Origin of the sequence: Bacteroides ovatus, assembly GCF_001314995.1 — a bacterium.
GTDB classification, from domain to species: Bacteria; Bacteroidota; Bacteroidia; order Bacteroidales; family Bacteroidaceae; genus Bacteroides; species Bacteroides ovatus.
Genome location: NZ_CP012938.1, coordinates 3,439,546 through 3,465,949, shown reverse-complemented (window position 1 = coordinate 3,465,949; position 26,404 = coordinate 3,439,546). Strand labels below are relative to the sequence as shown.

Genomic DNA, 26,404 nt, shown 5'->3' with positions numbered 1-26,404 from the left:
CTTAAACAATCACAGGCCTTAGATAATTTCTATTCCCTGCTCTTTACAAAGCTGTAATCCCAGATCCTTCAATCTGAACTTCTGAATCTTTCCACTACCTGTCATCGGGAATTCATTCACAAAGAAGATATATTTCGGAATCTTATAACGGGATATCTTATTTCTACAAAAATCACGAACATCAGCTTCCTGCATTTTCACACCTTCCTGCAAGATAATAAATGCTCCGACCGCCTCACCGTATTTCTTAGAAGGAATACCTGCCACCTGAACATCTTTCACTCCATCAAGTTTATAAAGAAACTCCTCTATTTCGCGCGGATAAATATTCTCGCCACCCCGGATTATCATATCTTTGATACGTCCGGTAATCCGGTAATTTCCATCTTCATCCTTGATACCTAAATCACCGGAATGCAAGAAATTGTTTTCATCAAGCACTTCTGCTGTTGCTTCCGGATTTTTATAATATCCTTTCATGGTGTTATATCCACGGTTGCACATCTCACCTTGTACGCCAACCGGACATTCTTCACCAGTTTCCGGGTCGATCACTTTTACTTCCGTAAATTCAAAATCACGTCCTACCGTATTACAACGTACATCAAACGGATCATCAATACGAGAAGCTGTCATACCCGGTGCAGTCTCTGTCAGTCCATACACACTGGTCACCTTCATATACATTTTCTCCTCCACTTGCTTCATCAGTTCAACAGGACATAGAGAACCTGCCATAATACCTGTACGAAGACAAGACATATCAAAGAGATCAAACATCGGATGATGCAACTCGGCAATAAACATAGTCGGTACGCCATAAAGAGCCGTGCAACGTTCTTTATGAATGGAAGCCAATACAATCAGCGGATCGAAACGTTCCACCATTACTTGCGTACAACCATGAGTCAGACAGTTCATGGTGGCCAACACCACTCCGAAACAATGGAATAACGGAACACAGCAGCAAAGTTTATCATCCGCCGTGAACTTCATGTGTTCACCAGTCAGAAATCCATTATTGGCAATATTATAATGTGTCAGCATTACTCCCTTCGGAAAACCGGTAGTTCCCGATGTATATTGCATATTCACCACATCGTGACAATCCACCTTGCTTTTGAGTTCGCTCAAACAGTCGTCTTCCACATTATTTCCCAATAACAGAATCTCCGCTGTATTATACATACCACGATGTTTCTCCTGTCCTACATACACTACATTTCTCATGTACGGAAAACGTTCACTCTTCAAATGTCCGCGTTCACAGGTTTTCAATTCGGGAAGCATTGTATAGGTCATCTGCACAAAGTCACTGTCCTTCTCGCCATTCACGATACAAAGCGTATGCATATCCGAGTTCTGGCAAAGATACTCCAACTCCGATTGTTTATAGTTCGTATTTACAGTAACATATACCGCACCGATCTTCGCACAAGCATACAACAATGTCAACCAATCGGGAACATTAGCCGCCCAGATACCCACATGGGTACCACGTTCCACCCCAATGGCGATAAGCCCTTTCGCCATATCATCCACACGACGGTTCAACTGACTCCAGGTAAAACGGAGATTGCGGTCGGAATAAACGATATATTCCTTATCGGGAGTCTCTTCAGCCCAGTGCTCGAGCCACTGCCCCAAAGTACGATCAAATAATTGCATGTAATTATACTTAAGTCTTGGTTCCTATTATTTCATTAAATTGGCGTGTAAACTACTGCCAGGATTTTTGCAGCCTGCCCCTCGTAAGCATGTACATGATGAGGAACAATGGAATCATAATAAATGCTATCACCCTCTTCCAGCAAATAGGTATTCTTGCCGTAGCTGATTTCCATGATACCTTCCATAACCATGATAAATTCTTCCCCTTCATGAGAAGAAAGCACGAAGTCGGTATCTTCCGTTGGCATCACATCAATAATAAACGGCTCCATGTGACGATCCGCCTTTGACTTGGACAACGAGTGATATTCCATGTGTTTGCGAGAATGAATCGCGTTATTGGAGAAACTAATCGCATCTTTGGCTTCTTTCTTACGACAAACCACCGGTCCTACTTCATCCTGATCGTCAAGGAAAGTCCCCAGACGTACTCCCAATACACGCGCAATTTTAATTAGCGGTGCAAGAGAAGGTATATCAATGTTATTCTCAATACGTTCAACCTGTTCGATAGCCAAACCCGAACGTTGTGCCAACTCTTCTATGCTTATTGATTTATCTTCGCGGAGGGCTTTAATTTTTTCGCCAACAATCTTACTTGTATCCATTTTGAAAGCATTTTAGTTATCAAAGGTGATAAATTATAATAATTAAGCTGCAAAAATAACAAAATCTTTAGATGAACACAATTATAACCGAAGAAAATACGACTATCAGGAAGAAAAAGAAGAAACTAAAAAAAGCCGCTCCTCTATAAATGAGGAACGGCTTTAAATCTTTTCGCGACAAGTAGATTACTTACGCAAACCGAGCTCTTTAACAATAGCACGATATCTTTCGATATCTCTTGCTTTCAGGTAATCAAGTAAGCGACGACGCTTACCTACCAACATTGTTAACGCTCTTTCAGTACTATAATCTTTTCTGTTGAGCTTCATGTGCTCAGTCAGGTGAGAAATACGGTAGGAAAACAATGCCACTTGGGCCTCAGCTGAGCCGGTGTCAGTGTTAGACTTTCCGTACTTTCCGAAGATTTCTTGCTTTTTAGCAGCGTCTAAATACATAATTCTTAGAATTTTAATTGATAAATTATTCTTTTGAGCGTGCAAAGATAGGCATTATCTTTATATCACACAACGATTTACAAGAAAAAATTGCTATCATTGCGCATATTTCTAATCCTATTTTCGTACCTTTGCAGCCAAATAATAGGTATTATATGCAAAATATTCGAAACATTGCAATCATTGCCCATGTTGACCATGGGAAAACAACGCTGGTTGACAAGATGCTATTGGCCGGAAATTTATTCCGCAGCAACCAAAATAGTGGTGAACTTATCCTGGATAACAACGATTTGGAACGTGAACGTGGTATAACGATTCTCTCCAAAAATGTATCCATCAATTACAACGGTACAAAGATTAATATTATTGATACTCCGGGACACAGCGACTTCGGTGGTGAGGTAGAACGTGTATTGAATATGGCCGACGGTTGTATTCTGTTGGTAGACGCCTTTGAAGGTCCGATGCCCCAGACTCGTTTCGTACTGCAAAAGGCACTGGAAATCGGTTTGAAACCTATCGTGGTAGTTAATAAGGTAGATAAGCCTAACTGCCGTCCGGAAGAAGTTTACGAAATGGTTTTCGATTTGATGTTCAGCCTGAATGCAACGGAGGACCAACTGGACTTCCCCGTAATCTACGGTTCCGCCAAGAACAACTGGATGAGCACCGACTGGAAGCAACAGACTGACAGTATTACTCCGCTACTGGATTGTATCATCGAAAATATTCCGGCACCCAAACAATTGGAAGGTACTCCCCAGATGTTGATTACTTCTCTGGATTATTCTTCTTATACCGGTCGTATCGCTGTAGGCCGCGTACATCGCGGTACATTAAAAGAAGGTATGAATATAACGCTTGCGAAACGTAACGGTGATATGCTCAAGAGCAAAATCAAAGAGCTCCATGTTTTCGAAGGTTTAGGCCGCGTGAAAACAAACGAAGTTTCTTCCGGTGACATCTGCGCACTGGTAGGTATCGACGGTTTCGAAATTGGAGATACTGTTTGTGATTTCGAGAATCCGGAAGCATTGCCGCCAATCGCAATCGACGAACCGACCATGAGTATGCTGTTTGCTATCAACGATTCTCCTTTCTTCGGTAAAGATGGCAAGTTTGTGACTTCACGTCATATCCACGACCGTCTGATGAAGGAGCTCGACAAGAATCTGGCTCTCCGCGTAAGAAAAAGTGAAGAAGACGGTAAATGGATTGTTTCCGGCCGTGGCGTACTCCACCTTTCTGTATTAATTGAAACAATGCGCCGAGAGGGATATGAATTGCAGGTAGGTCAGCCGCAGGTTATCTTCAGAGAAATCGACGGTGTGAAATGCGAGCCGATTGAAGAACTGACCATCAACGTACCGGAAGAATATTCCAGCAAAATTATAGATATGGTTACTCGCCGTAAAGGTGAAATGGTCAAGATGGAAAATACAGGTGAACGTATCAATCTTGAGTTCAATATGCCTTCACGCGGTATCATCGGTTTGCGTACCAATGTACTGACTGCCTCTGCCGGCGAAGCCATCATGGCACACCGCTTCAAAGAATATCAACCGCACAAAGGAGAAATCGAACGTCGTACGAACGGTTCTATGATTGCTATGGAAAGCGGAACAGCTTTTGCTTATGCCATCGACAAATTGCAGGATCGCGGTAAATTCTTTATCTTCCCGCAGGACGAAGTTTATGCAGGACAAGTAGTAGGCGAACACTCTCATGACAACGACCTGGTTATCAACGTAACCAAATCGAAGAAATTGACGAATATGCGTGCTTCCGGTTCGGATGATAAAGTACGCCTGATTCCACCTATCCAGTTCTCACTTGAAGAAGCACTGGAATATATTAAGGAAGATGAATATGTAGAAGTTACTCCTAAAGCAATGCGTATGCGTAAAGTGATTTTGGACGAAATCGAACGTAAACGTGCAAACAAGAACTAACCATTCTTTCATAATATTATAAAAGAGGAGGTTGTGTCAAAACGCTGACACAGCCTTTTTTTATGCGCAAAGCCCAGACTTTCTCAAGCCCGGGCTTTGTTATTACCCAAAGTTTTCGTATCTTTAGGTATAAAGTTTTTCGTTATGGCAAAGTTACATTTTCGTCCTTACATTCCCAACCAAACCGTTCTTTTTCCACAAAGAATTGATGAAAACATAGCTGCGACCGACCCGGTCCGCATCGTGAATGCTGTTATTGACAATCTCAATCTTGAGAGTTTCAAGAAGCTTTATAAGGAAACGGGCCGTTGTCCTTATCATCCTAAAATGATGCTTAAGGTGATAATCTACGCCTACATGAATAATATCTATTCTTGCCGTAAAATAGAGAAGCACCTCCTTCGTGACATTCATTATATTTGGCTTGCCGGTAATGAGCATCCGGATTTTATCACGATCAACCGTTTTCGTAACCGTGTAAAGGAGGAAATAAATAATGTATTTACCCAGTTGGTTCTTGTCCTTGCCGATAAAGGTTTCATCAGCCTTGATGTGGAGTATATCGACGGCACCAAGATTGAATCCAAAGCCAACAAATATACTTTTGTCTGGCGCAAGACAGTCGAACGGAACCGTACGAGACTAATGGATAAAATCCGTATTCTCTTGGAACAGGTGGATGAAGCCATTGCACAGGAGAACTCTATAAAAGACACATCCGTGGAGTTTACTCCCTGCAGGCTCTCTGACATAGTGGATGAACTTAAAGAAGCCCTGGAACGCCAGCCTGCAACAAAGGATAAGGAAGAAAAGAAAGCCCTGCGCAAAAAGAAGAAGCAGGTCATGGAACTTGAAGGGTATCGTGACAAGCTGATAGAATACGACAATCACCTTGATACCCTTGGAGAACGTAACTCCTATTCCAAGACCGATCCTGGTGCCACATTCATGCGCATGAAAGAAGATGCCATGAAGAACGGGCAGACCAAACCCGGATATAATCTGCAAATAGGTACTGAAAACCAATTCATCACAGACTTCCGTCTGTTTCCCAACCCTACCGATACACTGACCCTCATACCTTTTTTCCACTCTTTCCAGTACCGCTATAACCGTTTACCGAATATCTGTGTGGCAGACTCCGGTTACGGTTCGGAAGAAAATTACCGGTTCATGCAGGAGAATGGGATAGAAGCCTTCATCAAGTATAATTACTTCCATAAAGAACAGCGTCCTCGTTATACTCCCAACCCATTCCATGCCGAAAGTCTCCATTACAATGCCCAAGAGGATTATTACGTTTGTCCTATGGGACAGCACATGAACCGTATAGGAACCAAACGTGACAAGACAGCGAGCGGATACATCATCGAAAGTGCCCGGTATAAAGCAAAAAGATGCGAAGGTTGCCCTTTGCGTGGCAGTTGTTTTAAAGCTCGGGGGAACCGTATTATAGAAGTCAACCACCGATTAAATCAATACAAACGGCAGGCACGGGAAAGGTTGCTCTCAGAAGAAGGTATCAAGCATAGAGGCAGGAGGTGTATAGAACCAGAGGCTGTGTTTGGACAAATGAAATACAACATGGCATACAGAAGATTCCGGCATGTGGGAGAAGACAAGGTTACAATGGACTTTGCTTTCTTTGCTATAGCCTTTAATATCAAAAAAATGTGTGCTAAACTGATAAAAGAAGGAAAGGGGCTCATTACAGTTGCCAAATATATGTTTATGGGACTATTTATAACCCGATATAATTGGAATATAGCAACTTGTTGCCAAATGCATGAGGAAAAAGCAGCATAGCCAAAAGAAAATATAGCAGAACTGTAAAATATAAAAGAGGTTGTGCCAACGTTTTGACACAACCTCCTTTTTCAATAAAAAAATATATCTTTGTCGGGAGAATAAAAATACGAATGATTGTTTTATGAATCTTCTACTCTGTATAAAAAGACCTTTTATCTGGCTTTCCCGCTTTCGTTATCGTTGCGGATATGGCGTACATTCCCCTTTTGCTTTTAGCCTGATTACCGATGTGATTTATGAGAAGATGCCTTACTATGCCTATTCTTCTTTGAAAAAAGAACAAAAAAAGATGATAAGAGAGCGTGGGTGGACTAAAGGTTCTCAAAAGGTAAACCGTTTCCTGTTCCGGTTGGTGAACAAAGTGCAGCCTGATACGATTATAGAAGTTGGGCGTCCTTCCTCCACAACCCTCTACTTACAATCCGCTAAGCCATCGGCTTCCTACCTCTTTGCTTCCGACTTGTCGGAACTGTTTCTGGATGCAGACACTTCAGTTGACTTTCTGTATCTGAATGACTACCGGAATCCCGATTTACTGGAAGAAGCCTTCCGGGTCTGTGCACATCGCACCACTCCTAAAAGTGTATTTGTAGTCCATGGCATCTGCTATTCCAAAGAGATGAAAGCACTTTGGAAAAAGCTGCAGGCTGATGAAAGAGTAGGCATCACCTTTGACCTCTACGACGTCGGTTTATTATTTTTTGATAAAACGAAGATAAAACAGCAGTATATTGTCAACTTCTAAGAACCTTTGTACGTTTACCTTATAATAAGTAAAAAAGAAGATTATGAAAAAGAGCCTTGTATATACAAAGACCGGAGATAAAGGAACTACCAGTCTTGTCGGCGGAAGTCGCGTTCCAAAGACCCATATCCGTCTGGAAGCTTACGGAACTGTGGATGAACTAAATTCTCATCTAGGATGGTTGAATACCTATCTGCAGGATGAATCAGACCGTGATTTCATTTTGAGTATTCAGCATAAGCTATTTGCCATCGGTTCACATCTGGCCACCGACCAGGAAAAAACGCAACTGAAGGCTGCCAGCATCATAACTCCTGAAAACGTGGAGAATATTGAGCGGGAGATTGATAGGCTGGACGAACAACTGCCCGAACTTTGCGCTTTCATCATTCCCGGCGGGAGTCGTGGAGCAGCCGTTTGTCATGTTTGCCGTACTATTTGCAGGAGAGCCGAGAGACGTATTCTGGCTTTATCCGAAACTTGTACAATTTCTCCCGAAGTATTAGCATTTGTCAACAGATTATCAGATTATTTGTTTGTATTATCCCGAAAAATTAATTTTGATGAGCAAAATAATGAAATATTTTGGGATAATAGTTGGAAATGATAGATTTTATTATACTTTTGCCGAAAAATAGAAAACGAGACAAATTTAGTATTCATTTTAAATACTCAAGATTATGTATTGGACATTGGAACTTGCATCAAAACTTGAAGATGCTCCCTGGCCGGCAACCAAGGACGAATTGATTGATTATGCCATGCGTTCGGGTGCTCCTCTTGAAGTTATTGAGAATCTCCAGGAGATGGAAGATGAGGGCGAAATCTATGAGAGTATCGAAGATATTTGGCCGGATTATCCTAGTAAGGAGGATTTCTTCTTTAACGAGGAAGAGTATTGATTTAAAAAGACCGAACATATAAGAATACCCGATAACTGTTGTAAGAAGCTATCGGGTATTTTTTATTGTCAGCTCGGTTTCTTGCTTTAGAATTAGAATACAGGCATCTGCCAGATAAATCCTACAGAAATACGGTTAGTACTGTAATTCTCCTGTCCCAGCACCTTGGCGCGGGAAGTGAAATCATACGAACGTCCTACATAGGTAACAAAGAAGTGCAGATTGGTTTCCATCGGGTAATATTCGATACCGCCCAGATATCCCCAGGAAGTACGGTAATTTCCCTTCTCTATTCCCTCGGACGCCTTGCCTACGGAAGCCGTCTCGTACATACCCTTCACAAAAACATTCCATTTCGGAAGAAAGCGGTAATTACATTTGGCAACAACCGAAAGATAGTTCGCATCAAAAGCATTATGACCGCCCGGACGACCTACGATACTGGTAATGATTCCCTTGCGGTCAATATCCTCTTTTGAATACATGAAATCGACAAAAGCATTCCATTTTCCAAGATTTAACTCGTTACCTAAAGCATAATAATACATATTGTGACTTTTGGCCTCGTTCATAACAGAAGCCGACCAACGGGTTTTAAATACATTATTGAAATTACCGTTCCAGTTCAATGTATAAACCAGTGGCATTTTGCCCGATTTCAGATCGGGGAGATTGCCTTCGGCATCCTCTGTGATTCCGTAAGTATTATCGAAAGAACTGTTGCGGCTGTTCAATATCTGCAAGTTAAGCTGCTGTTCGGGAGTAATGTTATAACCCACATTCAATCCGGTCATGAAATTACTCATGTAATCAATCATATCACTGTATTGATAGATGTCAATCGGATTCAGGTCGAACTCGATACCACCGTATGCGGCACATTGCTTTCCTGCAAAAAGACTAAACTGGTCATTCAGCTTGATACCGATTCCGGCATAGTCGATAGAAGTCGGGAGATTATCAATCATGCCGTTTGCATCGTTCGAGCGGTTGAGGCGCTGACGATAGCGGTAAGACAGCCAGTTGTTGATATTTCCTTTGGCTTCGATACGAAGCTGGTGCATATTAAAGTCACCCTCCTGAAAACCATTCTGGAAATGAGCGTCAAAGCTCCCTTGCATATTCAGATAAAGATTGAATTTATCTGTTTTCTTTTTCACGTCTGTCAGCTCTTCAAACAGGGGAGTGTTCGGATTGAATTTCTCCTTTTTCTCTGTTTTTTGAGCATATATTCCCTGTATGCTACCCGCGAGGAGCAGCATGAATATCCATTTTTTCATAAGTAAGTCAGGTTTTTAGTATTCGTTGAAATATTGCTGAATCTGTTTCCAGTCTGTAGTTTTTGTTAGTGCAAGCATTAACAAAACACGAGATTTCTGCGGGTTCAGTTCCTGCGAAGCCACAAACTGATATTTGGCGTCGTCCACCTCTGCATCCAGTGTGGTAGGTCCGGTCGGGACACGGGAAGAACGAACGACAAGAATACCTTTTTGGCGGGCATCCGTCAGTACCGGGAAGATGTTCTGGTGAATATTTCCGTTTCCTACTCCTGCGTGGATGATGCCTTTGTACCCGTTGCTAAGCATCGGAGTTACCATATCGGCCTCAATGTTGGAATAGCTGTACACGATACCTACTTTAGGAAGCGCGTTCAGATGAGTGACATCAAAAACGGACTGGGTAGTATGTTTTTTTAGCGTTACTTGGTTGTAGAACACTTTTCCGTTCAGTACATAACCCAGTGCGCCGGAGTTGGGAGCCTGGAAAGTTTGTACGTCGACCGTATTCATTTTAACCGTGCTCTGCGCTCCGAGGATCAGGCCGTTCATGGCAACCAATACCCCTTTGTCTTTCGATTCTTTTGCGGCTGCGGTAACAACGGCATTGTAAAGGTTCAACGGGCCGTCGGCACTTAGAGCGGTAGACGGACGCATGGCGCCTACTAATACCACCGGTTTGTCACTCTTGACAGTCAGATTCAGGAAGTAAGCAGTTTCCTCCATGGTGTCTGTTCCGTGAGTAATCACGATGCCGTCAATGTCCGGGCGTTTCAGTAGTTCATTGATTTTCTTGGCAAGCGTCAACCAAACCTGGTCGTTCATGTCCTGCGAACCGATTTTGACAATCTGTTCTCCGGTTACGTTGGCGATGTCTTTAATTTCAGGCACAGCGTCGAGCAGTGCACCGATGGCAACTTGTCCTGCCGTATAACTGGTTCCGGTAGCCGAGCTTCCCGTACCCGCGATGGTTCCTCCCGTAGCAAGAATATGAATATTCGGTTTTGCGGCGAATGCCATAGTTACGGAAAACAGTAGTGTGACTACTACCAGTCCAAAGCTTTTGAATTGTTTCATAACTGAATGATGTTTAGGTTAATAATATGAATCTATTAGAATATTTGTATAAAAAGCAAACCTAGTGCAATAGCCACAACGGTCGATACCAGACCGGGCATCATGAACGAATGATTCAACACATATTTGCCGATTTTTGTTGTCCCGGTACGGTCGAAATTAATTGCAGCCACCACGGTAGGATAATTCGGAATAAAGAAATATCCGTTCACGGCCGGGAATAAAGCGATCAGCATATAAGGAGAAATCCCCAACGCAATGCCCAGAGGGACGAGTGCCCGTACAGTGGCAGCCTGGCTATATAGCAGGATAGACATCACAAACAGGGCGACACCGAACAACCACGGCATTTGTTGCACAATTCCCTGGATAGAGAGAGTCAACTGTCCCATATTTCCCTGAAGAAAGGTATCTCCCATCCAGGCAATACCGAAGATGGCAATCACCGCCTGCATACCTGCCGGAAATACAGAACCTTGCGTTGCCTTGATCCCGTCCGTCTTCGTTACTAACAGGATAATTGCGGCAGCCGACAACATCACGATTTCGATGATAGAAGACATTCCCAAGGTGACAATTTCCCCATCAATCAGGAAACTGGGGCGCATTCCTTCAAAAGAACCGAAAAGCACGATAAAAGCAGTTGCCAATATAAAGATGATAACGGAAATCATTGCCGAACGTTTGTTCTTGACATTTTTAATCTCCACCTTTTTATTGTTGAATAAACCTTCTTTCAATCTCTTCTGATATTCGGGATCTTCCACCAGTTCCTTACCGATTCTCATGGAAAACAAGGCGCCTACCAACACTCCGATGATGGTGGCGGGAATCGTAATTTTGAGAATGTCGAACAGGGTAATGTCGAATCCGGCTAAAAGTCCGAGAAGTGCCACGGTAGCGGCAGAGATCGGACTTGCTGTAATGGCCTGCTGGGAAGCGATGACGGCAATACCCAACGGACGTTCCGGACGGATTTTTGTTTCGGTGGCAACCTCTGCAATCACCGGCAGTACGGAATAAGCCACGTGTCCGGTTCCGGCTACAAAAGTAAAGAGGTAAGTCACCAGCGGACTAAGCAGAGTGACGTGTGAAGGATTTTTACGAAGCAAATGTTCTGCCAGTTTCACCATATAGTCCAAACCTCCGGCTGCCTGCATACAGGAAGCGGCAGAGATTACGGCGGCAATCATTAACATAACGTCGATGGGAGGCGCAGTGGGTTGTAAACCAAAAACGAACGTGAGTATTGCCAACCCTACGCCTCCCATTACGCCAAGTCCGATACCTCCCAGGCGTGCGCCAATAATAATGGCTGTCAGAACAAATGCTAATTGTAATATCATAGATTGCTGTTTTAAGTTCAAAAACAAAGATAAGTGATTCTTCTCTTTGTATTTTCTTTTTCTTCTATTTACAACAAAAAAGTCTTTGAATAGTTTTTGCATATTTATTAAAACAATAACATCGCTGGTTGGTTATTATAAGAACTAACGAAAACGTTATTACTATAAAACAACCGATATGGAACAAAATTTATCAAAAAAAACTCGTACAGAGAGTGACCTGATAGGTAGTCGTGAAGTGCCGGAAAGTGCACTCTATGGAGTACAGACACTCCGTGGCATTGAAAACTTTCGCATCAGCAAGTTTCATTTGAATGAATATCCTTTATTCATTCAGGCATTGGCCATTACGAAGATGGGAGCCACCATTGCCAACCGTGAACTGGACTTATTAACTGAAGAACAAGCGGATGCTATCTTGAGAGCCTGTAAAGAAATACTCGAAGGAAAGCATCACGAGCAGTTCCCCGTAGATATGATTCAGGGAGGAGCCGGTACGACCACTAACATGAATGCCAATGAAGTGATTGCCAACCGGGCATTGGAACTGATGGGGCATCAGCGGGGAGAATATCAATTCTGTTCGCCTAACGATCACGTCAACCGTTCACAATCTACCAACGATGCTTATCCTACAGCCATTCACATTGGACTGTATTATACTCATTTGAAATTGGTTAAGCATTTGGAGGTTCTGATCGAGTCTTTCCGGAAGAAAGCGAATGAGTTTGCACATGTCATCAAAATGGGGCGTACCCAATTGGAAGATGCCGTACCGATGACTCTTGGGCAAACCTTTAATGGCTTTGCAAGTATTTTGTCACATGAAATAAAGAACCTTGATTTTGCTGCACAGGATTTTCTGGCAGTCAATATGGGAGCAACAGCCATCGGAACAGGAATCACCGCCGAACCGGAATATGCGGAGAAGTGCATTGCCGCTTTGCGCAAGATTACGGGATTGGATATCAAACTGGCAGACGATTTGGTGGGAGCTACTTCGGACACTTCCTGCATGGTAGGTTATTCGGGAGTGATGAGGCGTATTGCTGTTAAAATGAATAAGATATGTAACGACTTGCGGTTGCTGGCTTCCGGTCCGCGTTGTGGATTGGGAGAAATCAATCTGCCGGCAATGCAGCCGGGCTCATCCATCATGCCCGGAAAAGTGAATCCGGTGATTCCTGAAGTGATGAACCAGGTGGCCTACAAGGTAATAGGAAATGACCTTTGTGTGGCCATGAGCGGTGAAGCAGCTCAAATGGAACTGAATGCAATGGAGCCGGTGATGGCACAATGCTGTTTCGAGTCCGCCGATTTACTGATGAATGGTTTTGACACTTTGCGCACCTTATGCATCGACGGCATTACGGCTAATGAAGAAAAATGCCGGAGAGATGTGCATAACAGCATTGGAGTAGTGACAGCCCTGAATCCGGTGATCGGATATAAGAACTCTACCAAAATAGCCAAAGAAGCATTGGAAACCGGGAAGGGAGTTTATGAACTTGTTTTGGAACATAACATTCTTTCCAAAGAAGACTTGGATACTATCTTAAAACCTGAAAATATGATAAAACCGGTGAAGTTGGACATTCACCCGAATCGTTGATTGATATATAGTAAGTGGAGATTGGTTTAAGATGAGAAATCGCCGGGCAGATCATTGATCTGTTCCGGCGATTTTTGATGATGTACTGCTTTTATTCGATATGGAAATAATTGCTAATCTTTTAGGATATTATATTGTCTCGTCCGGATTTAGGTTGACTGTTTTGACTTCTTAATCCTATTAATAAGTAACCTGATTTTTGGTTAACGGCAGTTTCAATTTGTTTCATACGCTTGAAACTCTTTGTTTATAGGTTTGAAACACTTTGTTTCAAAGCTTGAAACTATTGGTTTCACACCGAGAAACTTTTAGTTTCACTATATGAAACTAAAATTCGTACTATTGGACTGGAACTTTCGTATGGAGAAACCTGTTGCATGGTGAGGGTAAAAAGTTACCCTCACCATGCCCTTACCTTTACTCCCACACCTGTAATGCCGATGAATAAAGGGATTGAACCAATGGGTGAGAGTGTGAGAGTAAAAACTGCTATAACTTTTATTTGTGAGAGATATTTCAGTAATCAAGAATGAGAAGTAGAGTCGTCTTTTGTCAGATTCATTTTAATACATAACTTCCAGTATTTATTTCCATATTTCGACTGCGTTTCAAAAAAAACATATATCTTTGCCGTACGCTTTCAGCCCATCAGCGTGATGGAACAGGCAGGAAGCGGTTTTTATTTCCTATATGGAGTAAAAGCGTATTATCTCTCGATTTCAGAAATAGCTAATTCAAACAGAGGGAGATGATACGGTAGATACTCCACGTGAACGGTGTATATCAACATATTCGTAAGAGATGTGTTATATATAAACGATTGACGTGGGTGTCTGCTGTCATCATTGTTCTCTGGAGGGTGTAGCTAGCCTTGAAATCGGATAATGGTACAGCAGCATCTACGTCTTTCTTGTATTCGGCCAGTAATAAATTGCCCCAATTTTAACCTAGCCAATCGGCGGACTGCAAAAAGCGTGGATGCCCGTTGTACTAATATACATGAATAAAATATTATTCATCCCTTATTTGTATCACACATGAAAAAACAAACGCTATGGCACAATGGATTAGTATAGAAGAGGCAGCTGCAAAGTACGGATTCGAGACAGAATATATCTGGGTCTTGATAGAGATGCGAGAAATCACTGTGGACTACGAAAGACCGGGCATCGACATCATCAGTGATGACAGTGTTCAGGAGTTTATGAGTCGAAATGAAAGAGGGGCTACTTTGATGTATATCGAAAAACTGGAACGATATTGCATAGATAAATCAAAACTTTGTTCAATATACCTATCACTTTTAGGCAAACAAGACAAAGAAATCACAAGATATAAAGCAGCCGGAATCCTTTATGATACCTTACAAATCAAATGGTTGAAACAATGTGACCGATTGCGGAAGTTGGAAAAAGAACTCGTCTTGGGGCAGACTACTTGCTGTACCTGTTGGCTGAAAAGAATCTGTATGAAAATCAGGAAGTAAAATCGGATTATCTTTTTTCTACTCGTAGTATGTTACTGAATAACCGGGACCGGGAACATCAACAACCGGTGAAACTACTGTATGGATCGTTGCAATTATACAAAAAATTGCAGGTACTATTATTTTTTTTGTAACTTCATAAAATATTTCTTCATCTCGATTGTCTATAAGAGTAGAGGGCTCTTTTAACTAATAAGAATGATGAATTAAAAAAATGAAGTATAATGGCAACAAAAAGTTTTAATAGAAGATTTCATGGAAGATGTGGCGGTAAGTTTTCTTTTTTCAGAAATCCATTTGTGTTTGTAATTCTTTGGCTAGTTGTAGCTGCGGGAATAGGAGCAATAGTCATGTTATTGTGGAATTGGCTGATGCCCGTGATTTTTGGTCTGCCTGCACTTAGTCTGTGGCAGGCATTGGGCTTGCTCGTCCTGATGCGTATTCTTTTCGGAAGTTTCGGTTTTGGCCGTAGAGGAGGGAGGCCCGGAGGAGGGATGCCTGGAATGCCCGGAAGAGGAATGAATCCGGTTCGTGAGAAATGGATGAAGATGACTCCGGAACAACGCAAGGAGTTTATTAATAAAAGGAAGAAAATGGGATTCGGTCCCTGGGGTAGAGACGACTTCTTTAACAGGGGTGACTTCGGGATGGATAAAGACTTCGAGATGGATGAAAATGTAGACTCTTCGAAAAAAGATGAATAAGCAAAAAGGGCACGAAGGCGATGTGGAGCGGCTGATCGAAGAACATCAGCCGCAACTGAAAGCCTTTATCCACCGGAGGGTTTCCAGTAAGGAAGATGCGGAAGATATTCTACAGGATGTATTTTATCAGTTGGTAAAAGCGGTCAGCAACACTTTGAATCCGATTGAGCAGGTGACGTCGTGGCTTTACAGAGTGACACGAAACACGATTATCAATAAGGGAAAAAAGAAAAGTGAAGAAGAATGGCCTGTTTCTGCCTACGCAGAGGAAGAAAGCGTCTTGAGTGAATTTTCGGAAGTGTTGTTTGCCAATGATGATCTGGCTCCTTCGCCTGAAACGGAATATATGCGTTCGCTGGTATGGCAGGAGTTGGAAGCAGCTCTTGGTGAATTGCCTGCCGAACAGCGGACGGTTTTCGAACTGATGGAGCTGGAAGGACTTTCTGTAAAAGAGGTAGCCGAAGCGACCGGTGCTTCTGCAAATACGGTGCTTTCGCGCAAACATTATGCCGTCAAGCATTTGCGCAAACGATTGGAAGGACTGTATAACGATATTCTTACTTACTGATGATTTCTATTAACTAATTACTTTCTCTTTCCTATCTGCCGTCCGGCGGATAGTTTGGAAAACTCCTGTCTATGCAAATAGTTATATCAATCTCCCTTGCGGGATATTGGTAAGGGGGATTCTATGCCCTACCGGGTACTTACTAATCACTTACATAAACGAAAAGAAAAAATGAAAACAAATTATATTTTACTGTTTGCGCTGATGTTGATGGTGTCTTAAAAATCTTCTGCACAGATATTTAGCGGTCGGGTTATTGGTGAAAATCAGCTTCCTGTGGAGTATGCCACGGTTGCACTATTGTCCGTGCCGGATTCTGCGCTTGTGGGCGGAGCTGTGACGGATAGCAAAGGTGTGTTTAAAATAACGGCACAGGATGCCGGGCCTTATTTGTTGTCCGTGTCTTTTGTGGGCTATAAGAAGTTCGTTCAGAGGGTTGCGTCTTCTGTGGAGGAAAATATCACGCTGATTCCTGATGATTTGATGTTGGATGAGGTGGTGATTACGCAGCGTCTTCCCCAGTTCCGGTTGGATAATGGAGGATTGACTACGAAAGTGGAGAATACAATATTAAGTAAGGCAGGTACTGCCATGAACGTAGTCGGGCTTTTGCCGGGAGTGTTGAAGAAGCAGGATGGCACGTTGGAAGTGTTGGGAAAAGGCGTTCCGCTTATCTATATCAATAACAGGAAAGTCCGCAACTTGGACGAACTCGACCGTTTGAACTCTGAAAATATCAAGCAGGTTGAACTGATAACCAATCCCGGAGCGGAATATGGAGCATCGGTAGGAGCTGTCCTGAAATTGAAAACAACCGGGAATAAAAACGATGGCTTTGGAGTGGGAGTGCGCTCGGTAGTGGATTATGCGCATAAGGTAGGAAACAACGATCAGATCAATATGGAATATCACCGGAAGGGACTGGATGTGTTCGGAGCTTTCCAATATCGTTTGGAGCATCTCAAGGAAACGGGAGAATCGGTACAAGATACGTATGTGGATGCTTCGTGGCAGCAGAAAGCTCAAACAACGGATTTAGGAAGAAATATCAGTTATTTCAGTCAGATAGGATTTAATTATGAAATAAATGAAAAACACTCTCTGGGCGCTACTTATGAATTGACTTCTGCCCCACGCAATAAAATGAACAATGACAACCGGACGGAGGTCTATGGCGGGCAAGCATTATACGATGTGTGGAATACGTATACCTTTGCGATTGAGAAAGAATATCCCAGCCATCATTCCAATGTATATTATCATGGAGAGGTGAACAGTCTGGAAATGGATTTGAATGTAGATGTATTGGCTGGCAAGAATAAGGAAGAGGAGCATATTAGCGAATTGAGCCGCAATTATGATGATTTCTACATAACGACTCTTAGCAGAACCGATAATAAGTTGTATGCCGGAAAGTTAGTTTTATCTTATCCGCTGGCAGGTGGAAGAATTTCCGGAGGCAGTGAATATAGTTATACGCATCGCACCAGCGACTTTTCGGGGTTCGGTGATGAAATAGAGGGAACCAGTGATAAAATCAGAGAGAAGAATCTGGCTTTTTTTCTTGATTGTGTTTATCGTTTGGGTGGTGTAAATGCTTCGGCAGGACTTCGTTATGAAGATGTGTATTATGATTTCTATGAAAACAGTCTTTATCAGTCGGATGAGAGCAAACACTATCGCAACCTGTTTCCATCCTTGTCACTGGAAGGGGCGATGGGGCAGGTGCAGTGGGCATTGGGGTATCATATTCAGGTTGCCCGCCCTCATTATGAACAGTTGAAAAATGCCATTCATTACGGGAACCGGTTTACCTATCTGGGAGGAGCTCCTAATTTGCAACCTACCTATATTCATGCGGCAGAGATGCGGGCTATCTATCGGGATCTGCAACTCTCCGTCGGCTACAATCGGTATAATGATGATATCCTGTTTTCTATCGAACAGATCACTTCCGATCCGAAAATCTCTCTTATTAAGTTTCGCAATGTCGACCATCGGGATGAAATGACTGCTTCTCTGGTCTTTGCTCCAAGTATCGGATGCTGGAAACCGGAGTGGACGGCTTCCCTCAACTCTCAATGGTTCAAAATCGGTTATTTGAATGAAATGAAGAATATGAGCGGAACGACATTCGGGATCCGGTGGAATAATTCATTTCAATTGCCTGCCGGATATATATTTCGCTTGAATGGTGAATATACAGGCAAGGGAGTGTATCAGAACTGTTATACAAGGCCCGTTAGTTGCTTGAGCACAAGTATCTATAAATCGTTTTTCAACGGACGTGTGGACTGCTTGCTGGAGGGGAACGACTTGTTTCATTCGATGAGGGATGCTAATACTCAATATGACGACCGGGTTAAAATGTTCCGGGAGACAAAGCGGAATACGCAGGAAGTGAAACTGACTGTTCACTATAAGTTTAATTTGCAGAAAAGTAAATATAAAGGTACGGGAGCAGGATTGGGTGAACAACAACGACTTTGAGCGAACAAAAAACCAATAATTTGTGTTTATTTAATCTAAATATATATCTTTGTCCCGAATTATAAACACGTAAATTTATGAAAAAGATTTTTGGTGCTTTAATGATTGCTATATGTATAGCTATGGCAATGCCTGCTCAGGCGCAGATACACTTTGGTGTAAAGGGAGGTTTGAACTTGTCAAAGGCGAGTTTCTCTAATGTGAGCGAAAACTTTAAAAAGGATAATTTCACAGGTTTCTTTATCGGTCCGATGGCCGAGTTTAATATTCCAATCGTAGGGTTGGGAGTAGATGCATCTTTGCTTTTTGCTCAACGGGGTATCAAAGTTTCAGAAGGGAATGATGATATTACTGTTAAACAAAACGGTATTGATATTCCTGTAAACCTGAAATATACCATTGGCTTGGGAAGTCTGGCTGGTATTTATCTGGCTGCAGGTCCTGACTTTTATTTCGATTTTGAAAAGAAATCGGGAATTGATAAGAAGAAAGCTGAAGTAGGTATCAATGTGGGTGCCGGTTTGAAGTTGCTGAACCATTTGCAGGTGGGTGCTAATTACAATATCCCATTGGGTAATACTGCTGATATTGAAGGAACAAATGCTTCTTATAAGACTAAGACTTGGCAAGTATCTGTGGCCTATATTTTTTAAGTAGTCTATCACTTTACATAGTATATGAAAAAGAGTTTCCGATAACCGGAAACTCTTTTTTGTTTGGGATTGTCCTGTTGCGCTCTTGAATATATTTCTTCCAATTCTCGTATGAAGTAGAGTTTTCTTTTTAAGTGTTCTCTCTCCCTTCTTTTAAATCCCCATTTTTTTATTGTATTTTTGTAGCTGCAATGAAAAAGTATGTAGATGTCATATTACCGCTTCCGCTTCCGAAGAGTTTTACTTACTCTTTGCCGGATGAATGTGCGGAAGATGTGAAGATAGGCTGCCGTGTGGTAGTTCCTTTCGGGCGGAAGAAGTTTTATACGGCTATCGTCCTTAACGTTCATTATTGTGCTCCAACGGAGTACGAAGTGAAAGATATATCTGCATTGCTGGATGCTTCTCCCATTCTGTTACCCGCTCAATTCAAATTTTGGGAGTGGATAGCTGATTATTATCTCTGTACACAAGGCGATGTCTATAAAGCGGCACTTCCCTCCGGCCTGAAACTGGAGAGTGAAACGATCGTTGAATATAATCCTGATTTTGAAGCGGATGCGCCATTGCCGGAACGTGAGCAACGTATTTTGGATTTACTTGCCGTAGATTCGCAACAGTGCGTCACTAAACTGGAGAAGGACAGTGGTATCAAAAATATTCTTACGGTCATCAAGTCTTTGCTCGATAAAGAAGCGATTTTCGTAAAGGAGGAGTTGAGGCGTACTTATAAACCTAAAACAGAGGCACGGGTTCGGCTTGCGGGTACAGCGGATGAAAAGCGGCTTCATATCCTGTTTGATATTCTGTCTCGTGCTCCGAAGCAGTTGGCATTACTCATGAAGTATGTGGAGTGTTCCGGTGTTTTAGGAGCGGGAACTCCGAAAGAAGTCTCCAAGAAAGAACTGTTGCAGCGGACTAATGTGGCCCCTTCTGTATTGAATGGATTGGTAGATAAGAAGATTTTTGAAATCTACTACCATGAAATCGGCCGGTTGGATAAGCAGGAGAAGGAGATTGTCGAATTAAATCCTTTGAATGAGTTTCAACAGCGTGCATTTGATGAAGTCGTACAGTCTTTTCAAGAGAAAAATGTCTGTCTGCTTCATGGGGTAACGTCCAGTGGTAAGACTGAAATTTATATCCATCTGATAGAAGAAGCGATTCGTCAGGGAAAGCAGGTGTTATATTTGTTGCCGGAAATTGCATTGACCACTCAAATCACGGAGCGTTTGCAACGGGTCTTCGGTGCTCGTCTGGGTATCTATCATTCTAAGTTCCCCGATGCTGAACGGGTTGAAATATGGCGGAAGCAACTGGGAGAGAACGGGTATGATATTATTCTGGGTGTTCGTTCTTCTATTTTCCTGCCTTTCCGAAATCTGGGATTGGTGATTGTGGACGAAGAGCACGAAAATACGTATAAGCAACAAGATCCCGCTCCCCGCTATCATGCGCGTAGCGCGGCTATTGTACTGGCCGCCATGTACGGAGCTAAAACCCTGTTGGGTACGGCCACTCCCTCTATCGAGTCATGGCAGAATGCAAGAGAGGGAAAATATGGTTTCGTACAACTGAAAGAACGATATAAAGAAATCCAGTTGCCGGAGATTATTCCGGTGGATATCAAGGAACTGCATCGCAAAAAGCGGATGGTCGGACAATTCTCGCCACTTCTGATACAATATATGAAAGAGGCTTTGGAACAGAAAGAACAAGTGATTCTCTTTCAGAACCGTCGTGGGTTTGCTCCGATGGTGGAGTGTCGTACCTGCGGCTGGGTGCCTAAGTGTAAGAATTGCGACGTAAGCCTTACCTATCATAAAGGAATCAATCAATTAACCTGTCACTACTGCGGTTATACGTATCAACTGCCGAAATCCTGTCCTGCCTGCGAGGGAACAGAACTGGTGAACCGTGGTTTCGGTACGGAAAAGATTGAAGACGACATCAAAATCCTTTTCCCGGAAGCTGCCGTTGCCCGGATGGATTTGGATACTACACGTACCCGTTCCGCCTATGAGAAGATTATTGCAGACTTTGAGCAGGGAAAGACGGACATATTGATCGGTACCCAAATGGTATCAAAAGGGTTGGATTTCGATCATGTCAGTATAGTAGGTATATTGAATGCCGATACCATGTTGAATTATCCCGATTTCCGTTCCTATGAGCGTGCTTTTCAGTTGATGGCACAAGTAGCAGGACGTGCCGGGCGTAAGAATAAACGCGGACGGGTGGTATTGCAAACCAAGAGCATCGATCATCCTATCATTCATCAGGTCATTGCCAATGATTATGAAGATATGGTAGGCGGACAATTGGTGGAACGTCAGATGTTCCATTATCCTCCCTATTACCGGCTGGTATATGTTTATCTGAAAAATCATAATGAAGCGTTGCTGGATCAGATGGCGGCAGTGATGGCGGATAAGTTGCGGGCTGTATTTGGCAATCGGGTATTAGGTCCGGATAAACCTCCTGTTGCCCGTATCCAGACTTTGTTTATCAAGAAGATCGTTGTCAAGATTGAGCAGAATGCCCCAATGGGACGTGCACGGGAATTGTTGCTACGTATTCAGCGCGAGATGTTGGCGGACGAACGCTATAAATCTTTGATTGTCTATTATGATGTAGATCCTATGTGATTTAATAATTTTCCCCCATATAATAACCTTTAATCATTTAATTAACTAACCATGAAACGACTTACTATTTTTTCTCTGACTTGTCTCTTTAGCGTGGGTGCAGTTTTAGCCCAGCAGGGAGTAACTCAATGTGGTGTTCCGACAGGACAACCGAAGTTCCCTTTACTGACTTATCAGGAGTTGCCTGATCCTACTGCACCTTCTGATAAAGAGTGGGTAGCGGTGACTTCCACCCAAGTTTCTTGGGGTACAACAGATGTACGGTATGCAAAACATCAACTCCCGCAGTTGAAGAAACAACAGACTGTTTCCCTGAAAGGCTGGCGTGGCGAACGTGTGAACGCGCAAGCTGTTGTGTGGACAGGCGTAGAACTGAAAGACCTGAATTTCAGCTTTGGTGATTTTAAAGACAAAAAGGGAAATGTTCTTCCCAAAGATGCATTTACAGGTGGTTTTGTCCGTTATGTGATGACGGATGAATTGAATAAGGATGGGAGAGGTGCCTGTGGACATCGGAAGTCTATAGATTATGATTCATTATTGGTGGCCGATCCTATTGATACCAACCTGAAAACGATGGCTTTGCCCGCTCGTACTGTTCAACCGGTTTGGGTGCAGTGTTGGATTCCTCAATCGGCTACTCCCGGAACTTATCAAGGGGAGTTATTAATTAATGATGGCTCGCGTTTATTGCAACGCCTGAATCTCGAAATTACCGTTTCTTCCCGTGAACTTCCTCAACCTTCGGAATGGGCTTATCACTTGGATTTATGGCAAAGTCCTTATGCAGTGGCACGTTATTATCAGGTTCCTTTATGGAGTCAGGAGCATTTTGACGCCATGCGTCCTTTAATGAAAATGTTGGCAGATGCCGGACAGAAGATTATTACGGCTACTTTGACGCACAAGCCTTGGAATGGTCAGACAGAAGATTATTTTGATACAATGGTCACTTGGATAAAACGGGCAGATGGAACATGGGCTTTTGATTATACTATCTTCGACCGTTGGGTGGAATTTATGATGAGTGTAGGCATTGATAAACAGATTAATTGTTACTCAATGGTTCCATGGGAATTGTCATTCCAATACTACGATCAGGCAACCAACTCTCTGCAATTCGTGAAAACTGCACCGGGTGATGCGGCTTATGAAGAAATGTGGGGAGCGATGCTTGCCTCTTTCTCCAAGCATCTGAAAGAAAAAGGATGGTTTGATATTTGTGCTATTGCAATGGACGAACGTCCGATGGAAGTGATGCAGAAGACGTTGAAAGTGATTCGTAAAGCTGATCCGGATTTTAAAGTATCGTTGGCCGGGAACTATCATGAAGAGATTGAGCCCGATCTATATGATTATTGTATTGTTATCGGACAGAACTTCCCGGAAGAAGTGCGTCTGCGTCGTGTAGCCGAGAACAAGCGTACTAATTATTATACCTGCTGTACGGAAGCCCATCCCAACACGTTTACTTTCTCTGATCCTGCAGAAGCAGCCTGGATGAGTTATTATTCATCTAAGAAACATCTGGATGGTTATCTGCGTTGGGCATATAACAGCTGGCCATTGGAGCCGCTGCTTGATTCCCGTTTCCGCAGTTGGGCAGGCGGAGATACTTACCTTGTATATCCGGGTGCTCGTAGCTGTATTCGTTTCGAGCGTTTGATTGAAGGCATACAGGCGCATGAGAAGATCAATATCCTTCGTCAGGAATTTGAGAAAAAAGGAAATAAGGCCGGATTAAAGAAAATAGAAAAAATGCTTGCTCCGTTCAATTTGGGTAGTATGCCGGAAATCCCGGCCGCAATAACCGTGAACCGGGCCAATCAGATACTGAACTCATTTTGAGAAACAATCATGTATATATGAAGAAAATATTATTTGTCTGTTTAGGAAATATTTGCCGTAGCTCTACGGCTGAAGGCGTAATGCTTCATTTAATAGAAGAAGCGGGACTGGAAAAAGAATTTGTGATAGATTCTGCCGGAATCCTGTCTTATCATCAGGGGGAATTGCCGGATAGCCGGATGCGTGCTCATGCAGCCCGTCGCGGTTATCAATTGGTGCATCGTTCTCGCCCCGTCCGTACGGAAGATTTTTATAATTTTGATCTGATAATCGGTATGGACGACCGGAACATAGATGACTTGAAAGACAAAGCTCCTTCTCCCGAAGAATGGAAGAAGATTCATCGCATGACGGAGTATTGCACCCGTATTCCTGCAGATCATGTCCCCGACCCCTATTATGGAGGGGCCGAGGGGTTTGAATATGTACTTGATGTTCTTGAAGATGCTTGCGCAGGTTTGCTTACTTCTTTAACTCAGGATAACTGATCCGGGTGTGATAAGCAATCTTTAGTTTTTCTTTGAACACAGCTTTCACTGTTGCTATATCCTTGAAAGTGATAGGACATTCTTTAAAGTAACCTTCAGTGACCTGGGAATCGATAATCTTATCGACCAGGTTGCTGATTGTTTCTTCTGTATATTCCGGAAGACTGCGTGAGGCAGCTTCTACGGCATCCGCCATCATCAGGATAGCCTGTTCTTTGGTGAACGGATTCGGCCCGGGATAGGTGAACAGTTCTTCATTCGGTTCTTCGTCCGGATGCTCGTTCTTCCAGGAAATATAGAAATATTTTGTTTTTCCCCGTCCATGATGCGTGCTGATAAAGTCCTTGATGGCTTTAGGCAGATTGTGTTTATCGGCTAACTTCAATCCATCCGTCACATGACTGATGACGACCTGCGCACTTTGTTCGTAATTCAGGTTCTTATGCGGGTTAACTCCTCCTGACTGATTTTCTGTGAAAAAAGCAGGGTTTTCCATCTTACCAATATCATGATACAAAGCTCCTGTACGTACTAACTGGCTTTTGGCTCCAATGCGGATGGCTGCTTCTGCAGCAAGATTGGCCACTTGCATGGAATGTTGGAATGTTCCCGGAACCGTCTCGGACATTTGCCGCAAAAGGTCATTATTGATATTCGAAAGTTCTACCAACGTTACATTGGAAGTAAATCCGAAAGTTTTTTCCAATAAAAAGAGTAAAGGATAGGTGAATAATAACAGAATTCCATTGATGATGAAGTAAGTGTACATTCGTATGTTCAACTTTGAAAAGTCGGTGGAAAGACCGTTCTCTGTCATCAACTCGAAGGCGAAATAAATGGCTGCATAAGTCAGTATAACCAATAAAGCCGTTCGGAAAAGTTGGGACCTTTGCGATAGCTCTCTTAGACTGAATATCGCCACTAATCCTGCAGCCAACTGTGTCAGAATGAATTCATGCGGAAAGCGTAAGGATATGGAGCATATCAATATAGTGATGACATGCGTCAGGAAAGCAGTCCTCGAATCAAGAAAGACGCGAATGATAATGGGTAGCATCGCGTACGGGATGATATACACATTAAATAGATTATGTGTTACCATGAAAGCGGTTATGACACTGTAAAATACAATCAACGTGAATAGCAATGACAGACTGCCTTTCCGTTGATAGTAGTCTTTTCGGAACAGGTCGAGATAAAGCATAAAACAAAGCATCAGCATTCCTACAAACAGAATCTGTCCGCCGAGAATCAGGCGGTTTTGTCCCATGGACTCATTCCGTTTGATGGATTCTTTGCGTAATGACTCCAGGATATTATAGGTATGCGGGCTGACGATTTCCCCCCGGTCGATAATCTTTTGCCCGCTGACTACTAATCCGTTTGCCCAGGAATAGTTGTTCAGGATTTCTTCTTTGGCAGCCTGGGTACGTTCCTCGTCAAAGGTAAGGTTGGGGGTGATGTATTCGTTCAGGGAGCATTGCCTTAAAATTTCCCGGTTGAAATGAGTAGAGTCTGCTGACAGCAAGTGCTCATAGGCTTTTTTTACCGTGTAAAGATTCTCGGTAGCCTGTGGATTAGCCAGTTTGTCATCAATCACCATGACAGATGAAGTGCTGTCTTTGTGAAGCAGCTGTATATTCTCTGTCGAAACGATGCCTGCCTGATAGATTTCTTTTAAAGTGCGCTCAATGTACCGCAAATAATCGATGGAAGGGAGAATACCTTTCAGATTCGTATGGTAATTCTCTTTCAGCTTGGCGATTGCGTCTTTTTCTATATTTTTATCCAGTTGATAATAAGGTTGGAAGAAAGCCATCAGGCTATCTTGTTCCCTTTTTACCACTGCATCCTCTTTATAAATAGGAAAGTCGAAAGTAGCGATCAACTGTCCGTATTTCCAGGGCTTGTTGATGTCGAACTGGTAATTGAATTTTCCGTCACGTGGCAGGAAATAAACAATCAGCGCCACAGTGCCTACAAACAGCAGTGATTTATATAGTAAATCTCTCCATGAAAATCTTTTTTTCTTCTTCAAATGTTCCATATCCACTGAAATTT

At 42.8% G+C, this 26,404-nt stretch carries 21 protein-coding genes; 14 read left to right on the top strand and 7 right to left on the bottom strand.

The features are described from left to right. Window positions 1–18: 18 nt before the first annotated feature. The 3 genes from Bovatus_RS13780 to rpsO all read right to left on the bottom strand — a co-directional run bounded on the left by Bovatus_RS13780 (window position 19) and on the right by rpsO (window position 2,735). Window positions 19–1,668 carry an AMP-binding protein gene (locus Bovatus_RS13780; protein WP_004296397.1) on the bottom strand — a complete coding sequence of 550 codons (1,650 nt, stop codon included), beginning with the start codon at window positions 1,666–1,668 and terminating at the stop codon, window positions 19–21. A gap of 35 nt (window positions 1,669–1,703) precedes the next feature. Further along, window positions 1,704–2,279 carry a helix-turn-helix domain-containing protein gene (locus Bovatus_RS13775; RefSeq protein ID WP_004296396.1) on the bottom strand — a complete coding sequence of 192 codons (576 nt, stop codon included), beginning with the start codon at window positions 2,277–2,279 and terminating at the stop codon, window positions 1,704–1,706. Between the two features lie 186 nt (window positions 2,280–2,465). Continuing rightward, window positions 2,466–2,735, bottom strand: a complete 270-nt coding sequence (gene rpsO / locus Bovatus_RS13770) for a 30S ribosomal protein S15 (protein WP_004296393.1) — start codon at window positions 2,733–2,735, stop codon at window positions 2,466–2,468. A 155-nt stretch (window positions 2,736–2,890) separates the two neighbouring features. On the opposite strand from rpsO, the gene typA reads away from it, so the two are divergent. The 5 genes from typA (at window position 2,891) to Bovatus_RS13745 (ending at window position 8,146) form a co-directional block, all read left to right on the top strand. Then, the gene (typA, locus tag Bovatus_RS13765) at window positions 2,891–4,690 is read left to right on the top strand and encodes a translational GTPase TypA (protein ID WP_004302390.1); all 1,800 of its coding nucleotides are present in this window, start codon (window positions 2,891–2,893) and stop codon (window positions 4,688–4,690) included. Window positions 4,691–4,834: 144 nt separating this feature from the next. Then, window positions 4,835–6,496, top strand: a complete 1,662-nt coding sequence (locus Bovatus_RS13760) for an IS1182-like element ISBf3 family transposase (protein WP_004296258.1) — start codon at window positions 4,835–4,837, stop codon at window positions 6,494–6,496. 124 nt (window positions 6,497–6,620) lie between these two features. Beyond that, the gene (locus Bovatus_RS13755; protein WP_004296389.1) at window positions 6,621–7,244 is read left to right on the top strand and encodes a hypothetical protein; all 624 of its coding nucleotides are present in this window, start codon (window positions 6,621–6,623) and stop codon (window positions 7,242–7,244) included. A gap of 43 nt (window positions 7,245–7,287) precedes the next feature. Next, on the top strand, window positions 7,288–7,851 hold the full coding sequence (locus Bovatus_RS13750) for a cob(I)yrinic acid a,c-diamide adenosyltransferase (RefSeq protein WP_004296388.1): 564 nt from the start codon (window positions 7,288–7,290) through the stop codon (window positions 7,849–7,851). Between the two features lie 73 nt (window positions 7,852–7,924). Further along, a complete protein-coding gene (locus Bovatus_RS13745) occupies window positions 7,925–8,146 on the top strand; it encodes a DUF2795 domain-containing protein (protein WP_002558131.1) in 222 nt (73 codons plus the stop codon). A 92-nt stretch (window positions 8,147–8,238) separates the two neighbouring features. Here Bovatus_RS13745 and Bovatus_RS13740 read toward each other — a convergent pair whose 3' ends face one another. From Bovatus_RS13740 to Bovatus_RS13730, 3 genes are read right to left on the bottom strand one after another with little or no spacing between them, the layout of a single operon-like run. After that, on the bottom strand, window positions 8,239–9,426 hold the full coding sequence (locus Bovatus_RS13740) for a porin (protein ID WP_004296387.1): 1,188 nt from the start codon (window positions 9,424–9,426) through the stop codon (window positions 8,239–8,241). 15 nt (window positions 9,427–9,441) lie between these two features. After that, window positions 9,442–10,500 (bottom strand): L-asparaginase 2, encoded by a 1,059-nt coding sequence (ansB, locus tag Bovatus_RS13735; RefSeq protein WP_004296386.1) that lies wholly within the window; start codon window positions 10,498–10,500, stop codon window positions 9,442–9,444. Between the two features lie 35 nt (window positions 10,501–10,535). Further along, window positions 10,536–11,846 carry an anaerobic C4-dicarboxylate transporter family protein gene (locus Bovatus_RS13730; protein ID WP_004323663.1) on the bottom strand — a complete coding sequence of 437 codons (1,311 nt, stop codon included), beginning with the start codon at window positions 11,844–11,846 and terminating at the stop codon, window positions 10,536–10,538. 178 nt (window positions 11,847–12,024) lie between these two features. On the opposite strand from Bovatus_RS13730, the gene aspA reads away from it, so the two are divergent. From aspA to Bovatus_RS13685, 9 genes are all read left to right on the top strand, one after another. Then, window positions 12,025–13,458: an aspartate ammonia-lyase gene (aspA, locus tag Bovatus_RS13725; RefSeq protein ID WP_004296384.1), complete on the top strand. Its 1,434-nt coding sequence runs from the start codon at window positions 12,025–12,027 to the stop codon at window positions 13,456–13,458. A 1,054-nt stretch (window positions 13,459–14,512) separates the two neighbouring features. Beyond that, window positions 14,513–14,944 (top strand): hypothetical protein, encoded by a 432-nt coding sequence (locus Bovatus_RS13720; protein WP_004296383.1) that lies wholly within the window; start codon window positions 14,513–14,515, stop codon window positions 14,942–14,944. A 224-nt stretch (window positions 14,945–15,168) separates the two neighbouring features. Continuing rightward, entirely contained in the window at window positions 15,169–15,648 is a 480-nt protein-coding gene (locus tag Bovatus_RS13715; protein WP_004296382.1) for a hypothetical protein, read from the top strand. Beyond that, window positions 15,641–16,216: an RNA polymerase sigma factor gene (locus Bovatus_RS13710; protein ID WP_004296381.1), complete on the top strand. Its 576-nt coding sequence runs from the start codon at window positions 15,641–15,643 to the stop codon at window positions 16,214–16,216. Before Bovatus_RS13715 ends, Bovatus_RS13710 begins: the two co-directional genes overlap by 8 nt. A 276-nt stretch (window positions 16,217–16,492) precedes the next feature. Next, window positions 16,493–18,706, top strand: coding sequence for an outer membrane beta-barrel family protein (locus Bovatus_RS13705; RefSeq protein WP_004296379.1), 2,214 nt, complete (start codon window positions 16,493–16,495; stop codon window positions 18,704–18,706). A 77-nt stretch (window positions 18,707–18,783) separates the two neighbouring features. Further along, window positions 18,784–19,359 (top strand): porin family protein, encoded by a 576-nt coding sequence (locus tag Bovatus_RS13700; protein WP_004296378.1) that lies wholly within the window; start codon window positions 18,784–18,786, stop codon window positions 19,357–19,359. Window positions 19,360–19,550: 191 nt separating this feature from the next. After that, on the top strand, window positions 19,551–22,007 hold the full coding sequence (gene priA, locus Bovatus_RS13695) for a replication restart helicase PriA (protein ID WP_004296377.1): 2,457 nt from the start codon (window positions 19,551–19,553) through the stop codon (window positions 22,005–22,007). Window positions 22,008–22,058: 51 nt separating this feature from the next. After that, window positions 22,059–23,855, top strand: a complete 1,797-nt coding sequence (locus Bovatus_RS13690) for a DUF4091 domain-containing protein (RefSeq protein ID WP_004296376.1) — start codon at window positions 22,059–22,061, stop codon at window positions 23,853–23,855. Between the two features lie 17 nt (window positions 23,856–23,872). Continuing rightward, window positions 23,873–24,343 (top strand): low molecular weight protein-tyrosine-phosphatase, encoded by a 471-nt coding sequence (locus Bovatus_RS13685; protein ID WP_004296375.1) that lies wholly within the window; start codon window positions 23,873–23,875, stop codon window positions 24,341–24,343. Here Bovatus_RS13685 and Bovatus_RS13680 read toward each other — a convergent pair. Then, entirely contained in the window at window positions 24,318–26,390 is a 2,073-nt protein-coding gene (locus tag Bovatus_RS13680; RefSeq protein WP_004296374.1) for an HD family phosphohydrolase, read from the bottom strand. The two genes, Bovatus_RS13685 and Bovatus_RS13680, sit on opposite strands and share 26 nt — an antisense overlap. Window positions 26,391–26,404 lie beyond the last annotated feature (14 nt).

Excerpts from the sequence above, each read along its gene's own strand:
- Bovatus_RS13780 (WP_004296397.1), bottom strand. The coding sequence starts at position 1,668 with ATGCAATTATTTGATCGTACTTTGGGGCAGTGGCTCGAGCACTGGGCT.
- Bovatus_RS13775 (WP_004296396.1), bottom strand. The coding sequence starts at position 2,279 with ATGGATACAAGTAAGATTGTTGGCGAAAAAATTAAAGCCCTCCGCGAA.
- rpsO (WP_004296393.1), bottom strand. The coding sequence starts at position 2,735 with ATGTATTTAGACGCTGCTAAAAAGCAAGAAATCTTCGGAAAGTACGGA.
- typA (WP_004302390.1), top strand. The coding sequence starts at position 2,891 with ATGCAAAATATTCGAAACATTGCAATCATTGCCCATGTTGACCATGGG.
- Bovatus_RS13760 (WP_004296258.1), top strand. The coding sequence starts at position 4,835 with ATGGCAAAGTTACATTTTCGTCCTTACATTCCCAACCAAACCGTTCTT.
- Bovatus_RS13755 (WP_004296389.1), top strand. The coding sequence starts at position 6,621 with ATGAATCTTCTACTCTGTATAAAAAGACCTTTTATCTGGCTTTCCCGC.
- Bovatus_RS13750 (WP_004296388.1), top strand. The coding sequence starts at position 7,288 with ATGAAAAAGAGCCTTGTATATACAAAGACCGGAGATAAAGGAACTACC.
- Bovatus_RS13745 (WP_002558131.1), top strand. The coding sequence starts at position 7,925 with ATGTATTGGACATTGGAACTTGCATCAAAACTTGAAGATGCTCCCTGG.
- Bovatus_RS13740 (WP_004296387.1), bottom strand. The coding sequence starts at position 9,426 with ATGAAAAAATGGATATTCATGCTGCTCCTCGCGGGTAGCATACAGGGA.
- ansB (WP_004296386.1), bottom strand. The coding sequence starts at position 10,500 with ATGAAACAATTCAAAAGCTTTGGACTGGTAGTAGTCACACTACTGTTT.
- Bovatus_RS13730 (WP_004323663.1), bottom strand. The coding sequence starts at position 11,846 with ATGATATTACAATTAGCATTTGTTCTGACAGCCATTATTATTGGCGCA.
- aspA (WP_004296384.1), top strand. The coding sequence starts at position 12,025 with ATGGAACAAAATTTATCAAAAAAAACTCGTACAGAGAGTGACCTGATA.
- Bovatus_RS13720 (WP_004296383.1), top strand. The coding sequence starts at position 14,513 with ATGGCACAATGGATTAGTATAGAAGAGGCAGCTGCAAAGTACGGATTC.
- Bovatus_RS13715 (WP_004296382.1), top strand. The coding sequence starts at position 15,169 with ATGGCAACAAAAAGTTTTAATAGAAGATTTCATGGAAGATGTGGCGGT.
- Bovatus_RS13710 (WP_004296381.1), top strand. The coding sequence starts at position 15,641 with ATGAATAAGCAAAAAGGGCACGAAGGCGATGTGGAGCGGCTGATCGAA.
- Bovatus_RS13700 (WP_004296378.1), top strand. The coding sequence starts at position 18,784 with ATGAAAAAGATTTTTGGTGCTTTAATGATTGCTATATGTATAGCTATG.
- priA (WP_004296377.1), top strand. The coding sequence starts at position 19,551 with ATGAAAAAGTATGTAGATGTCATATTACCGCTTCCGCTTCCGAAGAGT.
- Bovatus_RS13690 (WP_004296376.1), top strand. The coding sequence starts at position 22,059 with ATGAAACGACTTACTATTTTTTCTCTGACTTGTCTCTTTAGCGTGGGT.
- Bovatus_RS13685 (WP_004296375.1), top strand. The coding sequence starts at position 23,873 with ATGAAGAAAATATTATTTGTCTGTTTAGGAAATATTTGCCGTAGCTCT.
- Bovatus_RS13680 (WP_004296374.1), bottom strand. The coding sequence starts at position 26,390 with ATGGAACATTTGAAGAAGAAAAAAAGATTTTCATGGAGAGATTTACTA.